We start from the raw sequence: 15,801 nt of genomic DNA on the forward strand, positions 1-15,801 counted from the left end.
TCCCTTAAGAAGCAGGGCTGTTTCATTCTCATGAAAATCAGGCTTTTGTAGGGGTAGTGCCCGTGCCGACCCCCTCCACGGACGAGGGAATCGGTGTTTCAAATATTGGGGCAACCACGGGGGATTGCCCCTACAAGAGAATGAAAAATCCCCCCGGACTATCAGGATGCCGGGGGGATAAGCTGCCTTAATCGTCAAACAGTAGACGGGTAGTACATAAGACGCGCTTGTTTACACGCATGGTGCTTATGGCTGAAGACTACATCATGCCCATGCCGCCCATGCCGCCCATGCCGCCCATGCCGCCCATGCCGCCCATGCCGCCCATGCCGCCCATGCCGCCCATGTCGCCCATGTCGCCACCGGCTTTTTTCTTCTCGGGTTTTTCGACAATCACAGCTTCAGTGGTCAACACCATGCCAGCAATGGAACCGGCATTTTGCAAAGCCGATCGCACTACCTTAGCCGGGTCAATAATCCCGGCGGCAATCATATCTTCGTACACGTCGGTAAGAGCGTTGTAGCCAACGTTGAACTCGCTCGCCCGCACTCGTTCGATGACGATGGAACCTTCAACGCCGGCATTATCAGCGATTTGACGCAAAGGTGCTTCCAAAGCTTTCTTCACCAAGTCAGCGCCTACTTGTTCTTCGGTGTCTAAAGTATTTCTGATCGCATCTATTTTTGTAATCAGGTGAATTAGGGTCGTGCCACCTCCGGCAACGATACCTTCTTCCACAGCAGCTTTAGTAGCGTTCAGAGCGTCTTCAATACGCAGTTTACGGTCTTTGAGCTCGGTTTCGGTAGCTGCGCCGACTTTAATTACAGCGATGCCGCCGGCGAGTTTGGCGATGCGTTCGGTTAGCTTTTCCTTGTCGTAGTCGGAATCCGTCGCTTCTAGCTGTTTGCGGATTTGCTCGATCCGTTTTAGCACGTCAGCTTTGTGTTCGTCGCCAGCAACAATGATGGTGTTTTCTTTGTCGATCGTAATTTTGCGGGCGGTACCGAGCATTTCTAGGGTTGCGGTATCGATGCTGAGTCCGACTTCTTCAGAAATCAGTTGACCGCCGGTGAGTACGGCGATATCTTGAAGCATAGCTTTGCGTCGATCGCCAAAACCAGGAGATTTGGTTGCTGCGATGTTCAATACGCCGCGGGCTTTGTTGACTACCAGAGTTGCCAAAGCTTCGCCTTCAATATCTTCGGCGATAATTAGCAGCGGTTGACCTGTGCGGGCGATTTTTTCGAGAACTGGAATTAGTTCTTGAATTGAGCTAATTTTTTTGTCGGTAATCAGGATGCGAGCGTTTTCGTACTCAACTTCCATGCGATCGGTGTTAGTGACGAAATACGGAGAAAGATATCCGCGATCGTACTGCATCCCTTCGACCACTTCCAATTCCGTTGTCAGAGATTTCGACTCTTCAACAGTAATTACGCCGTCTTTCGTGACTTTTTCCATTGCTTGGGCAATCATGGCGCCGACTTCTTCGTCGTTACCGGCGGAGACAGTGGCGACCTGAGCAATGGCGCTTCCTTCGACGGGTTTGGCCAATTTCTCGATTTCCAGCACCAAGTGGGCGATCGTTTTTTCAATACCCCGGCGCAGCGCGACTGGGTTTGCGCCTGCTGCGACATTCTTCAAACCTTCGCGAATGAGGGATTGAGCGATAACCGTTGCGGTTGTTGTGCCGTCGCCTGCGATATCTTTAGTTTTGGAGGCGACTTCTTGAATTAAGCGAGCGCCAGCATTTTCCAGGGGGTCTTCGAGCTCGATATCCCTAGCAACGGTGATACCGTCGTTAACGATTTGGGGACTGCCGTATTTCTTTTCCAATAGGACATTCCGGCCTTTCGGGCCCAAGGTGATGCGGACAGCATCGGCGAGTTGATTGACGCCGCGTTCTAGTGCCCGGCGAGATTTGTCGCTAAATGCAACTATTTTTGTCATGTTTGTCTCCAATCGCTTACATTAGCAAATTTAGCACTCTCTGAGTCTGAGTGCTAAGTCGATCGATTTTTGATTGTAGCGCGCCTCAACCGTGTGGGGGATTGGGGGGGCGGATGGGAGATTTGGGCGATCGTTCCGGGTGGCTAAGGACAAGGCAATGCCGTGTCCCCACATATCTCGTGTCGCCACAGATATAATAATGTGGTTTGTTACATATCGATATAATCAGGTTTTGGTTCAGGCCTAAACCCAATTTTGATGGCGCGTTATCCCAAAGCAGATTTTTTATTAAAAATTTCTTAACTTGTGTTTTCGGTCATCTACCTTTCGATAGAGCTTCTATTATTTTTTCAGATTTCTACCTTCTATGGATCGTCAATTAAATAATTTCCCTTTTTTCTTGTGGGATGGGCGTCCCACAACAGTCATGAAAAGTGGATTTTATTTAATTCTCATCCCTATAGCAACCGCCAAGACTATTAGCACGTTCTTAATTGCTGAAAACCTTGGGGAAGACTCCTTCTTCCTTCAGCATCCATCCGTTACATCCCGTACATTGCTCGTTGCCGAACCTTCTTCCTTTCCTCAATCAATCTCAAATTACGCACTAACAAATGGCTCGTTATTCTCGACTGCAAAAACTCGGCTCTTATATGCGCCCGCACTGGAAACCAACCTTCTGGGGCGTTTTTTCACTATTAGTTGTCAATGCTGTGGGCGTTTACATCCCCCTGCTGATTCGGAATTCAGTTGACACTCTGCAAGTGGCGACTAAATTTGACGAAGTTTTCAATTTCGTGGCACTAATTCTGATTCTCGCCTCAATCATGTGGGTGATTCGGATGGCGTCGCGGATTTTGCTGTTTGGCGTCGGGCGTCAAGTCGAATTTGACCTCAAACAGCAAATATTTAATCATTTATTAACATTAGAACCGTCTTATTTTGCAGCCAATACGGTAGGAGATTTAATTAACCGCGCTACTTCCGATTTGGACAATATTCGGCGCTTGGTGGGGTTTGCGGTGCTGAGTTTGGCGAATACGGCATTTGCCTATGCTTTGACTTTGCCGGTGATGCTGGGGATTAATGTAAGGCTGACACTGTTTGCGATCGCAGTTTATCCTTTAATGCTGGTTTTGGTACAGTTATTTAGCGACAAACTTCGCATCCAACAGTTAGCCGTGCAAGAGGAATTGTCGGCGATGAGCGATTTAATTCAAGAAGATATGAGCGGGATGTCCGTAATTAAAATCTACGCTCAAGAAGAAAACGAACGCCGAGCTTTTCGCAATTCCAATGCGAAGTTGCTATCAGCAAATTTGGAATTAGCAAAAACTAGAAACTTTATTTTTCCGCTGCTGGGCGGTTTGGCAAGCATTAGTTTGTTGGTGCTGCTTTCTGCTGGTGGCGGGGCAATTGCTAATGGTCAAATTAGCATTGGCGATTTTGTAGCGTTGCTGATTTATGTGGAGCGTTTGGTGTTTCCGACGGCGCTGTTGGGTTTCACAATTACTGCTTACCAGCGGGGAGAAGTGAGTGTCGATCGCATCGAATCAATTCTGACGGTGGAACCGCAAATTAAGGATGCTCTCGATGCAGTTGAACTTGCAACTCCAGTCAAAGGCGAAATTGCGGCTCGCCATCTAAATTATACTTATCCGGGCGCTAAGACACCCGCGCTTAAAGATGTTGATTTTACCATAAAACCGGGAGAAACTGTCGCAATTGTTGGGGCGATCGGCTCAGGAAAATCAACTTTAGCTAATGCGCTGCCACGCTTGCTAGATATCGATCCGGGCGAGTTATTTGTAGACGGACAGGATATTACCAAGGTAAAATTGACCGAATTGCGCGGGGCGATCGCCTACGTTCCGCAAGAAAGCTTTCTGTTCGGCACTACCATCAAGAATAACATCCGCTACGGAAACCCTTTAGCGGAACAGCCGGAGATTGAAGCGGCGGCCAAACAAGCACAAATTCACGCCGAAATCCTCAACTTTCCGCAGCAGTACAAAACAGTTGTCGGCGAGCGCGGCATTACTTTATCCGGTGGACAGCGGCAGCGGACAGCACTTGCTCGCGCTTTGTTAGTTGACGCCCCGGTGTTAATTTTGGATGACGCTCTTTCCAGTGTTGACAATCAAACTGCTACCGACATTTTGCGAAACTTGGCAACGGGAACCGATCGCAAAACAGTAATTTTTATCTCGCATCAAATGTCGGCGGCGGCTAGTGCCGATCGCATTTTTGTGATGGAGCAAGGAGAAATAGTTCAGAGTGGCACTCACCTTGAATTGGTAGGGCAAACAGGGCTTTATCAGTATTTGTGGAACCAGCAAAAATTAGAGGAATTGCTGCATTGACAAGTGACAGATACTTTGAGTGATCTAGAGTTAGACCCTAGATAAATAGGCAGGTGCAAATAAACTGGTCACGAGGAGGGCGGGTTTTGTCAGAATAAACTGGCTGCTAGCATAGCTCCCGGCTAAACCCGCCAGACCCATCTAATGTTTATTTGTAACCACCTACTTAACTATAGCAATCCTAAATCATTTGTGAATTTCTTACTCCCTCCCCTTAGTAAGGGGAGGGTGGGGGTGGGGTCAAAAATTTACGACTCCTGCGAGGATGGCTATAGGAAAGTTACTGTTAAAATTTCTCCCACTCGCTGCATCCCTAATCATAGGATTTTGGGGAGCAAGAATCCACCAAATTTATTGCCCCCCGATTTTAATTAGCTACATTACTGAAGGGAATTTCTTCTTGTTGCTGAAATAATTTAATCGATTGCAGACTATCTGAAGCAGCATCCCAAAGAATGAATTGGAAGCAGTCAGGAATATCGCGGATTGTCAGTGATTTTGAATTAGCAAGCAGGTGAATATTAGCATTGTGACAAGCCCGAAGATTATAGTTAGGTATTCGCTCAGAGAGATGATGAATATTGTGGTAAGCAATATCAGCAGAAAACCAATTGAGAATACTCGGTAATTTGAGGTAACTACTGCCTTCAATTGCGCCCAGAAGATAGTCCCAACCTTCGGCTTTATGAGCGTAGGAACCCTCAAAATTATGCTGAACAAAGAAAATACAGATAAATATTGCCGCCGAACAGGTCATGACAATTGAGTAAACACTCCAGAAAAAGCCAAACCCCAGTAAGTTGCTCAGATAAATCCAGCTACCAACAACACAAATATTGTTGAACAGTAAATCCCAAAATTCAGCCGTCGTATACCAATGTTTGGATTTATAAGAAGCAATGATTGCAGATAAACCCATGCCTAAATCTTGATTGAGACAAGCAAAAATATGTCGGATAAAACCCGTAGTTCCCAATATCAGTGCGAGTCTTGGTTTAATAATTAGATAGAAAAAACCACCGGGAAACAGCATCAATGGGTGTCGGAGTAACTGATACATCTTTTTACTAAATGGACTTAGCGCCGCAAATTTTTCGGTGGATATCAACGCCGAAGGGCCGCGGTACATATCCCAATTACCATTATGTTTGTGGTGATAAGCGTGCCCCCTCGACCAGGGGTACTGAGGAATCGCATTGATGATACCTAGCAGGAAACCCATAATGCGATTGACTTTTTTGGAACTAAAAAGAGAATAGTGTCCGCAATCGTGCATCAAAGAGAAACAACGTCCTGAAAAAAGTGTCATCAACACCATTATCGGCGGAAGAAGGAATACAGAAATGGCAGCAGCTTTAAATGCTAAAAACCATAAGCATATATAAGGAACCACTGTATTGAGTATTTGGCAACTAGCTTTCAAGTTGTTGCTCTTCATATAAGGAGCTAGCACAAAATCCGACTTTTTGATCGCGCTTTTCATTCAGTATGTTTATGGTGTGTGGATAAGTGCTTCGCTTAGCATCACAGTTGCGGGACAGCGGCGGATTTACCCCGGACTTTCCCCGTTTCTTCCCAAAGTTTTGTTGGAACCGATTTTTGCACATTTATGAGGTTATCACAACTCTGCTTTGTTTACAGAAAAAACTGTGAAGCCTGTCAACAGCCGAACAAATCGCTGCACCGGAAGGCATTAATATGATTGGTTGGTTGCAGGCTATTCAGTAATTTATGCCACTATTTTTGCTTGCATCGTCTGTGGCACACTTTATTGTACCGGGTTGTAGCCCAACTCGATCGCACGCTCAAAAGTTGGGCTACTGGCGAAAACTTTTTATGGGCGGGCGATAGGGGCGATCGACAAACCGCCCGCCCCGGAAACCAAAGCTGACACAACATCCAGAAGCGCAGAGGATTTTGGATCAACTCCTTGAGACGAGAATTTGAAGGACGATCGCAATTGGCTGCGTTTTTTGTGCTCGGAGATAGCTCGGATTTGCTACAATCTAATCGCACACGCGATTAGAAGGGATTATGACCGAACTATTAGATGAGGCGCTTTCTATTGAAATGGCGACTCGCATCAAAAGCAACCGTAAAAACTGCTTTGACAACGCCTGTAAAGCAGCGTTAGCCACCGAGGGCGCAATTTATGTTCAAGGCTTTTTAGCTGTGCCCGGAGTGCCATATAAACCCATCGAGTATAGCTGGATTGAACTCGACGAGCGAATTGTTGACCCAACATTTCCCCATCTCGGTTTCATCGCTCAAGACATTCATTACTTCCCAGTCCAGCGCTTCAGCGTCAAGAAACTCAAAGCAATCCTAGAAGAATCAAAAGAAGATTATCCTGAAGACGACCCGCTGCCGATTTATGGCAATCAACCTTATGAATATTACGGCGATTTGATGTTAGGCGGTAGCGATTACCAAAATGCTTACGATTTGGCTGCCGCTAAATGCAGGGAATTAAACCAACCCAAAAAACAGGATGCAAACTAATTGAGGACTTACAAAAAAATGGTTAGGCGCGCTACTTACAGCGGTACTTTAGCCACTGTTGTGTCGATTAATATACTTCATGATGACTTCCCAAATCTACAAACACGGCTTTTCCGTCTTCTGTAAAGTAGAAAATTACTCTTTCGTCACTCGGAGTTCATTGATGTTAGCGAAAAATTTCAGTTCACCTTTTTGTTGTTCAATCTGCCCTGACTTAAAGTTTTGATATATCTCTTCGCGACGTTCTTCCCGGAGATATTGCTTCAACAACAGTTGAAGCTCTTGCTTTTCGTCAGTAGAAAGATTCTTGATCGTCTCGACCACATCACTGAAAGTCATAACTTACAAAACCCTATTGTGCTGATTAGATTATAGCAAAAAATATCCTTTTGGTTGACTTTCGTTTCTCGTTATGCGGCTCTGCCTCGTCTTAAAAAAAGCAACAAATCTCACTATTTACCATTTTAAACCTTCCAAGATTCAGGAAATCTCGAATAATGAAAAGCAGCCAATAACGGATCTGATTTCTGATTCCCAATCAAATCAGCCAACAATTTAGCCGTCACCGGAGCCAATAAAATGCCGTTGCGGTAATGCCCCGTAGCCCATGTCAAATTCTCCCAAGCACTAGCACCCAAAATCGGCAATTCATCGGTCGTAGTCGGCCGAAATCCCCACCAAAACTCCAAAATCGGATAATTTTGTAATTCGGGATATAACTTAATCGCTCCTGCTAGCAAACTTTGGATTCCCGCAGGCGTATTTCCCGGCGTGAAATCCACATTTTCGCTAGTTGCGCCAATAATAATTCTGCCATCTTGACGTGGCACAATATAAATTCCCGTCCCGAATAGAACGGTTTGCAGGGGCTGGATAACTCCACAATCTTCTGGTACACATACTGACAGCATTTGTCCCTTTCTTGGAAAAACAGGAATATCCAATAATTTCTCAGACCAAGGGCCCGCAGCCAAAACATAACGGTCAGCTTGTAATTTTCCTGCCGTTGTTTCCACTCCAAAAACTCGGTTTTTCTGCCGAATGATTTCCTCTGCACTGCCTTGAATAATCTCAATCTGCAATTCTTTAGTTGCGGCCTGAAGCGTCCGAAATAAAGCGCGGTTGTCTACTTGAGCGTCGTCAGGATACCACCAACCGCCAATTACTTCTTGACCTAATCCAAACTGGTGCTGGCGAACAGTATCTCTGTCCAACCATTGATAATTAAGGTTGGCCAAAAGCGGCTTTTCTTGAGGCTCATTTTGACAAAGTGGTGCGAGAATTCCCGATCGCCAATATCCCGTTTTCAATCCGGTAATGTCTTCTAGCTGTTCCACCCAGGCGGGATACAGTGCGCGGCTTTGCAAGCACAAATCTAGCATCGGACTGGGGGGAATTCGTTCGGCTTGCGGGGCAAGCATTCCAGCGGCAGCCCGGGTAGTCGGTTGTTTATAATCGGCGGTGAGAACCGCGACAGATGCACCTCGCAATTTCAGTTCTACTGCTAGCGAAAGGCCAATTATTCCGCCGCCAATAATCAGAATATCTTTAGATGAATTCATTAACTTTTATATGGACTGTCTGAGCTTTTTGACAATCAAGCATCTAGGATACAAGCCCCCGGATTCATCCGTGGAGAAATAAAAAAAAAACGTGTATCCGAGAAACTTGCCGAACGTATTTATCTCGCGCAAGTCAATGCTTCAATCGAAAATCGAAAATCTAAAATCTAAAATCGATTGACCTCTCGGCTTTCTGGAGGGTAAGGTGCGCTAAGCACACCTTACAGTTAGAATTATTATGCAAGTCTTACAGATTATCTGGCAAGGCGATCGTCCTATCAGCCTTTCTTAACAAAAAATCTATCCTTGGGGTTTCCAGACAGTTTCAGAACCCTGACCCCAGAAACCGTCATATTTTGTCACCTTAATATCGCCTAAAACCTTGGTTTGGCAGGACAAACGGCGGTTGGAGGCGGGAGAATGGGGAGGAACCGAAAGTCGGGCTTTTTCGCGCCACTGGGGCTCGGAAACTTCGCCCTCGACGGTGACGGCGCAGGTGCCGCAAGTGCCGAGGCCGTGGCAGTTGATGACTTTGGCATTGCCGTTGTAGAGATCGATGCCGTTTTTGAGCAAAACTTCACGGAGATTGGCTCCGCGATCGCACTCAAATGTTTTTCCTTGCGCTTGTACCTTGACCACAGCAATTTACCCCAGTTAGATTTATGTTAATTTTCCTATATATTATCGCATTAAATTCAAATAAATTCATCTAATATGGTAAGTGATATATTACCAATTTCTCGATCGCAATTTCCCATGACAAATCGGCTCTGGATCTACGATACCACGCTGCGAGACGGTGCTCAGTGTGAGGGACTCTCCTTATCTCTCGAAGACAAACTGCGAATTGCTCGACAGTTAGACAGTTTAGGAATTCCCTTTATTGAAGGCGGCTGGCCGGGGGCGAATCCTAAAGACGTACAATTTTTTTGGCGTCTCAAAGAACAGCCCCTAACTCAAGCAGAAGTTGTAGCTTTTTGTTCGACTAGGCGGCCGGGAACTACGGCAGCTAATGATGAAATGTTGCAGGCTATTTTGTCCGCCGGTACTCGCTGGGTGACGCTGTTTGGCAAGTCGTGGGATTTGCACGTTATTGAAAGTTTGAAGACCACGCTAGAAGAAAATCTGGCGATGATTCGAGATACAATTGAATATTTGCGGAGTCAGGGAAGGCGCGTTATTTACGATGCCGAACACTGGTTTGACGGCTACAAACACAATCGAGATTATGCTATTAAAACTTTAGAAGTAGCCGCCGCTGCCGGTGCAGAATGGCTGGTGCTTTGCGATACTAACGGCGGTACTTTGCCTCACGAAGTCAGTCAGGTTGTTCGCGAGGTGGCAGAAATAATAGAAAGTTGGGATATTTCTGAATCGGAAATTAACCCCCCCCAACCCCCCCTTATTAAGGGGGGGATAAAGTCTCAAATTCAACCCCTTATTAAGGGGGGGATAAAGTCTCAAGTTCAACCCCTTATTAAGGGGGGGAGAAAGTCTCAAGTTCAACTGGGAATTCACACTCATAACGACTCTGGAGTTGCGGTTGCTAATGCTTTGGCTGCTGTGCAAGAAGGAGTGACGATGGTACAGGGAACTATAAACGGTTACGGCGAACGCTGCGGCAATGCCGATTTATGTTCCTTAATTCCTAATTTTCAACTAAAGTTGGGTCAGAATTGCATTGAAGACGAGCAATTAGTTAGATTAACTCAAGTAAGTCGATCGATTAGTGAAATTGTCAATCTTGCTCCCGACGATCATGCTCCTTTTGTAGGCCTTTCGGCTTTTGCTCACAAAGGCGGAATTCACGTATCGGCTGTTGAGAAAAATCCGTTAACTTACGAACATTTGGAACCGGAAAAAATTGGCAACAGGCGGCGAATTGTGATTTCGGATCAAGCGGGTTTGAGCAATGTTTTGGCGAAGGCGCGCACTTTTGGCATGGATCTCGATCGCAAAAATCCTGCTTGCCGCCAAATTTTGGAAAAATTGAAAGATTTGGAAAGCCAGGGATATCAATTTGAGGGTGCTGAGGCTTCTTTTGAATTGTTAATGCGGGAGGCATTGGGAAAGCGCAAGCGTTTATTTGAAATCAAAGGTTTTCAAGTTCACTGCGATAAAGGTAGGGAGGAAACAGTTAATTCTTTAGCAACCGTGAAAGTGACTGTTAACGGTCAAGATATTCTGGAATGTGCGGAAGGAAACGGGCCTGTTTCGGCACTTGATGCGGCTTTGCGGAAGGCTTTGCGGAATTTTTATCCGGCAATTACTGATTTTAACTTAACCGATTATAAGGTGCGAATTCTGGACGGATGTGCGGGAACTTCTGCTAAAACTCGCGTGTTGGTTGAGTTTAGCAACGGTCAAGACCGCTGGACGACTGTGGGGGTTTCTGGTAATATTTTGGATGCTTCTTATCAGGCGGTTGTTGAGGGTTTGGAGTATGGTTTGGTGTTGGGAGATAGGGAGGCGATCGTTTTAACTGTGTCGAGTTATTAGGTTAACGGCGAAGAGAAGTTGCCTGAATATCGATGTTTAAATAGATACCAAGGGGAGCCTCTCAATGAAAGCAGCCAAGCTAGAAATTGGAGTTTTGAGGCAGGAGGAAAGAGTCAGAAGGAAGGAGCCAGAAGAACAATACGCTTGGGTTAAAACTATTTATTCCGGGCGAGATCCCCCTAAATCCCCCTTAAGAAGGGGAGTAGGGGTTGACTTTGAGTAATTTCTTGTCCCCCCCTTTTTAAGGGGGGCTAGGGGGGATCGAGCTTAACTGAACCGTAGTGGCCAGAAAAAGTGTTTTTACAAATATGAGATGCTCCCTACTTGTTCACGTCATTATTATTACCTTCCCCAACGATCGATCGCATTCCTTCGAGCGTAGCGGGAATGCTGCGCGGATCCATAAACATCACCTTGCTGCTGCCACTGCTGCCAATTTTTAGACCCATATCCAGATAGTTTTGAGCTAACAAAAATTGTAAAGCTTCGCGAGCATTGGGGTCATTTTGCAGAGTTTTGGCGATTATTTGCAAGGCCTCGGAAGTAGCTTGAGCTTTCAAAACCTGACTTTGGCGTTCTGCTTGAGCTTTCAGGACGATCGCCTTTTGTTGAGCTTCCGCTTCCAAAATAGTCGCTTTTTGGCGCGCTTCTGCATCCAAAACTTGCGCTTCAGCTTTACCTTTGGCGCTGTTAACTGCTGACTCGCGTTCGCCCTCGGATGTCAGAATTGCCGCCCGCTTCCGTCGATCGGCTGCCATCTGCAATTCCATCGATTCCTGTACAGTTTTAGAAGGGACAATATCGCGCAATTCTACCCGCGTCACTTTCACTCCCCAAGGATCGGTAACAAGATCTAAATCTCTGAGCAATATTTCATTAATTTGAGAACGAGCAGTAAAGGTTTGTTCGAGATCCAGTTGACCCATTTCGGCGCGAATTTGAGTCAGCACCATATTTACCATTGCTGACTGGAGATTTTCTACTTTGTAACAAGCTTTTTCCAAGTCTACAATGCGCCAGTAAACCACAGCATCAACGGTGATGGAAACGTTATCGCGGGTAATACAAGCTTGCGGGGGAATATCTAAGACTTTTTCCCGAATGGTTTGCTCGTACACGACGCGATCGAGAAACGGCTTGACAAAATTCAAACCGGGTTCCAGTCTCCTGCCACTGTATTTACCTAAAGTTTCCACCAGCGCTTCATTTCCCTGATTGATAATCTTGACGGAACCTGCGAGGGCTGAGCCGCCAAGTGCTAAAAATACAAGTAAAAAAAATTGTTCCACGGTTGCCTCCTATAAATTTTGACTAAAGACTGATGACTAACTACTAATTGTCTGTGATTAATTACGCATTTTGTTTAAGAATGCAATAAATTTTCTGGCAAAACTATCAGAGTAGTGCCTTTCCGTCCGACGACAATTACGTTTTGGTTGGGGGGGATAGTGGCCTTCGTGTCTTCGCAGCGAGCTTGCCAAGAATTCCCCTCATAAATGACTCGGCCGGCTTCTCCGGGGGGAATTTCTGTTAAAGTTTTTGCTTCCTGAGAATCTGCGATCGCCCTTGCCGTGCCTTTTGGTATCAACCGCCGAGACAGCAGCACAAAAACGGTCGAAAATACCATCCAGAGGAAAATTTGTAAATTAACGTAAGGTAGAACTAGAGAGCATCCAGCTACGGCGAAGGCGCTCAGTCCCATCATAAAAGCGACAAAAGCAGTCGGGAGAAATAGCTCTGCCAAACAGAGCAAAGACCCAGCTATCAGCCAAAGGAGCGTCGGAGTCAAGATCATAAAAAGAATAGGTGATACTATTTAGATCTTAGATTGGAAATTTAAGATTTAAGAAATGCAAACAACTGACTCTGCAAGGGTTTGCCACTTGCAAGCCCTCAGACCGATTTTTCGCGCAGCGGTACCAGGTTGAGGCTTCCATCGTACTCCAAGTCAGAGTTTAGTAACTTAGATTACAATTTTAGCCGGTGCAGACTGGCAGAAACTACAATTTCTAGGGGCCCAAAGGCAGTTAAGAAATTGATAGGGCCTAAAATCAGTTTATTCTCAAGCTCATGAATTTGGGCTGGCGAATCATATATCTTCAGAATCTTTTTACACAAACTATTTCGATATGATCAGCAGTTTCTCCGAACCCATTTATTGCCCGAATCTTAGCTGTCCAGATCCCCGCAATACCTTTGGCCGCCAGCACTGTGCAGCGTGCGAAACGGATTTAATTTATCGCTATGTGTGGGTGGTGGGGCCAGCAGCCGAGGAAGTGCCGGCGGGTAAGGTAATAGCCGATCGATACTTTGTCATTGCACCGCAAATCTGGCTCGACAGCCGCCCAGCTTTGCCTCCAAGCGTCCCGGAACACCTGCCGGATACGATTATGCCTTACCTGCATTTGTATCCCCAACGGCTGCATACGCCGGAAGTATACGGTTATTGTTCCCTGGGGGAAGCACCCGAAGCGACAGAGGTGCTGTTGTTGGAAAATGTGCCCATCAATAATTTCGGTCGCCTGTATCCTTCTATTTTAGAAGCTTGGTCTGGGACAACCGGCGCGCGCCAAGTTTACTGGCTGTGGCAAATGCTCCAACTGTGGGGGCCGCTATCGGAACAGGGAGTCGCTTCGAGTTTGCTGGTACCGGAAAATTTGCGGGTGGAAGGTTGGCGGGTACGCCTGCTGGAACTGCACCGGGGCAATTTTGTACCGACGCTGCGGGATTTGGGAGATGTGTGGTCAGGTTTGGTGGAATCCGCGCAACCCGAGGTGCAGTCGAAACTCGGAGAGATTTGTCAGTTTATGCGCCGCAGCAGCATGAATTTCGACGCGATCGCCCTGGAACTAAACGATTTACTATTAGAACAAGCCGCTCAATTGCCTCTACACTTAGAAGTAGTCGGCATGACTGATACCGGGCCACAGCGCTCCCAAAATGAAGACAGTTGCTATCCGGTTGCTGCTGATTTTCAATTTAGCAAAACTTCAGGGGGCGAGAAATTAATTCCTTACTTAACAATGGTTTGCGACGGGGTTGGAGGCCACGAAGGAGGAGAAGTTGCCAGTCAATTAGCCGTCCAGTCCCTGAAAGCTTTAATCCAAAATTTGCTCGCAGAAATTGCTCAACAAGAAGAGTTGATGACGCCAACAATGGTGATCAAGCAACTCGAAGAAATAGTCCGAGTTGTGAATAATGTGATTTCTGCTCAAAATAACGAGCAGGGAAAAGAGTTGCGGCAGCGGATGGGGACGACTTTGGTGATGGCCCTCCAGTTGCCTCAAAAAGTGAAAAATTCCGAGGATTTGTCCTCGAATAACAGCCACGAACTTTATTTAGTCAATGTTGGAGACAGCCGCGCTTATTGGATTGGCAAAAATTACTGTCACCGGCTGACTGTGGACGACGACGTAGCCTCAAGGGAAGTCCAGCTAGGACATTGTTTGTACTGGGAGACTCAACTGCGATCCGATGCAGGAGCCCTGACTCAAGCTTTGGGAACGCGGGATGCCGATTTCCTGCGCCCGACGATTCAGCGATTTATTGTCGAAGAGGAAGGCTTACTGCTGCTGTGTTCCGACGGTTTGAGCGACAACGACTGGGTAGAGAAATCTTGGGAGAATTACGGCCCAGAGGTGCTTGAGGGCAAAATGTCTTTGGAAGCTGCGGTTCAGTCTTGGATTCGTCTCGCCAACGAGAAAAACGGTTATGACAACACCTCCGTGGTGGCCACTCACTGTCGGATGTCGCCGGAGAGATTGGTACTGTTTGATCCGGCGGTGGCGTCAGCGCCGGCGTCAGCGCCAGTGTCAGCCTCGGTGTCGCTGCCGCCTTCCCTCGTCGCTGCGTCCCTCCAGAAGTCCGGGAGGATTCCAGAATCTCAGCTTTCAGAATCGTCCAAACAGTTGTTGTACCCCGAAACTTCCCCCGCCCCGGAACCCGTTCAAAAACAGCGATCCAAGCTGCCACTGCCCCTACTGGCGGTGTTGGGGCTGATATTAGCCGGCGGCGGTTTAGGTTTGTGGGTGCAAAGCCGCCAAAGCCCCCAGCCAGAACCCGCACAAGTTCCCCCACCGCCGGAAACTCCCGCCCCGATTCCTTCGGAGACTCCCTCGCCAGGGGCCGAGAGTCCCTCGCCGTCGCCCGAATCGACTCCTGCGGAAATTCCGCCCCCCGATAGCGAGAGTCTCTCGCCGTCGCCGGAATCGACTCCTGCGGAAATTCCGCCCCCCGATAGCGAGAGTCTCTCGCCGTCGCCGGAATCGACTCCTGCGGAAATTCCGCCCCCCGAAGAAGCGGAAACTCCTTTGCCATCAGCGGAGTAAGGGAGATTACACCTGTGGCAAAAATCCTTTTCCTCAATTGATGGGACTGGCTCTGGGGCCCATCCCACAAGAGTTATTTTTGCTTGTGGGATGGGCCCCAAAACCCGTCCTAATTATTTTTGCAAGAGGTCTATTGAATTAATTTGAGGCATAAGGAAATAGGCAGAAGGAAGGAGCCAGAAGAAGTGTTTTTACAAATATGAGATGCTCCATCACAGTTAATGATTTTGTATCATATTCCGCTTGCAGAAACAAGATGGCTAAAAAGTCAGCCATCACTACAAAAAGTAGTTAAAAATGCTTAAGAATCTCCATGCAGCTAACAATTAGCGATTAGGAACTAATACCAATTTCATAAAGTAGCGCTAGATATTACCCCCCCCAACCCCCCCTCCCGCGGGGGGGCTAAGACTTCATCCATAGCACATCTTTAGATAAATGGTATAACAACATAAGCTTTTTTATATTGACCACGAATTTCTTCATGTGGTACCCGCCACGTGATTTATCCATGGAATCAATCGAAAATCGAAAATCACTTATTGCCCCCGCATTTATCCGTGGGGTCGCCTCTAAAATCTAAAATCTAAAATCTA

The 15,801-nt window shown here is 46.8% G+C and carries 12 protein-coding genes; 5 read left to right on the plus strand and 7 right to left on the minus strand.

Translation table 11 applies throughout. From position 1 onward, the window contains the following. Positions 1 to 259: 259 nt before the first annotated feature. Positions 260 to 1,951: a chaperonin GroEL gene (gene groL / locus QUB51_RS19895; RefSeq protein ID WP_333262428.1), complete on the minus strand. Its 1,692-nt coding sequence runs from the start codon at positions 1,949 to 1,951 to the stop codon at positions 260 to 262. A 614-nt stretch (positions 1,952 to 2,565) separates the two neighbouring features. On the opposite strand from groL, the gene QUB51_RS19900 reads away from it, so the two are divergent. Beyond that, positions 2,566 to 4,314, plus strand: a complete 1,749-nt coding sequence (locus tag QUB51_RS19900; RefSeq protein ID WP_333232791.1) for an ABC transporter ATP-binding protein — start codon at positions 2,566 to 2,568, stop codon at positions 4,312 to 4,314. Positions 4,315 to 4,681: 367 nt separating this feature from the next. Here the strand turns inward: QUB51_RS19900 and QUB51_RS19905 are convergent, their stop codons facing one another. Then, the gene (locus QUB51_RS19905) at positions 4,682 to 5,797 is read right to left on the minus strand and encodes a fatty acid desaturase (RefSeq protein WP_333298326.1); all 1,116 of its coding nucleotides are present in this window, start codon (positions 5,795 to 5,797) and stop codon (positions 4,682 to 4,684) included. Positions 5,798 to 6,348: 551 nt separating this feature from the next. Here QUB51_RS19905 and QUB51_RS19910 point away from each other — a divergent pair. Next, positions 6,349 to 6,816, plus strand: coding sequence for a hypothetical protein (locus QUB51_RS19910; protein ID WP_333051426.1), 468 nt, complete (start codon positions 6,349 to 6,351; stop codon positions 6,814 to 6,816). Between the two features lie 135 nt (positions 6,817 to 6,951). Here the strand turns inward: QUB51_RS19910 and QUB51_RS19915 are convergent, their stop codons facing one another. The 3 genes from QUB51_RS19915 to QUB51_RS19925 all read right to left on the minus strand — a co-directional run bounded on the left by QUB51_RS19915 (position 6,952) and on the right by QUB51_RS19925 (position 9,017). Further along, entirely contained in the window at positions 6,952 to 7,155 is a 204-nt protein-coding gene (locus QUB51_RS19915) for a hypothetical protein (RefSeq protein WP_333232785.1), read from the minus strand. Positions 7,156 to 7,280: 125 nt separating this feature from the next. Continuing rightward, entirely contained in the window at positions 7,281 to 8,378 is a 1,098-nt protein-coding gene (gene thiO, locus QUB51_RS19920; RefSeq protein ID WP_333232783.1) for a glycine oxidase ThiO, read from the minus strand. A 300-nt stretch (positions 8,379 to 8,678) separates the two neighbouring features. Next, positions 8,679 to 9,017 (minus strand): 2Fe-2S iron-sulfur cluster-binding protein, encoded by a 339-nt coding sequence (locus QUB51_RS19925; RefSeq protein ID WP_333051432.1) that lies wholly within the window; start codon positions 9,015 to 9,017, stop codon positions 8,679 to 8,681. Positions 9,018 to 9,092: 75 nt separating this feature from the next. Between QUB51_RS19925 and cimA the strand changes: the two genes are divergently transcribed. Together cimA and QUB51_RS19935 are read left to right on the plus strand one after the other, a co-directional pair. Next, a complete protein-coding gene (gene cimA, locus QUB51_RS19930) occupies positions 9,093 to 10,877 on the plus strand; it encodes a citramalate synthase (protein ID WP_445299454.1) in 1,785 nt (594 codons plus the stop codon). A gap of 64 nt (positions 10,878 to 10,941) precedes the next feature. Further along, positions 10,942 to 11,100, plus strand: a complete 159-nt coding sequence (locus tag QUB51_RS19935; protein WP_333262438.1) for a hypothetical protein — start codon at positions 10,942 to 10,944, stop codon at positions 11,098 to 11,100. A gap of 97 nt (positions 11,101 to 11,197) precedes the next feature. On the opposite strand, the gene QUB51_RS19940 is transcribed toward QUB51_RS19935, so the two are convergent. Beyond that, positions 11,198 to 12,166, minus strand: coding sequence for an SPFH domain-containing protein (locus QUB51_RS19940; RefSeq protein ID WP_333210967.1), 969 nt, complete (start codon positions 12,164 to 12,166; stop codon positions 11,198 to 11,200). Positions 12,167 to 12,240: 74 nt separating this feature from the next. Continuing rightward, entirely contained in the window at positions 12,241 to 12,672 is a 432-nt protein-coding gene (locus QUB51_RS19945; RefSeq protein WP_333051437.1) for an NfeD family protein, read from the minus strand. A 334-nt stretch (positions 12,673 to 13,006) separates the two neighbouring features. Between QUB51_RS19945 and QUB51_RS19950 the strand changes: the two genes are divergently transcribed. Continuing rightward, positions 13,007 to 15,205 carry a protein phosphatase 2C domain-containing protein gene (locus QUB51_RS19950; RefSeq protein WP_333240728.1) on the plus strand — a complete coding sequence of 733 codons (2,199 nt, stop codon included), beginning with the start codon at positions 13,007 to 13,009 and terminating at the stop codon, positions 15,203 to 15,205. Positions 15,206 to 15,801 lie beyond the last annotated feature (596 nt).

It is taken from the genome of Microcoleus sp. AT8-A3, assembly GCF_036705675.1.
GTDB lineage: Bacteria > Cyanobacteriota > Cyanobacteriia > Cyanobacteriales > Microcoleaceae > Microcoleus.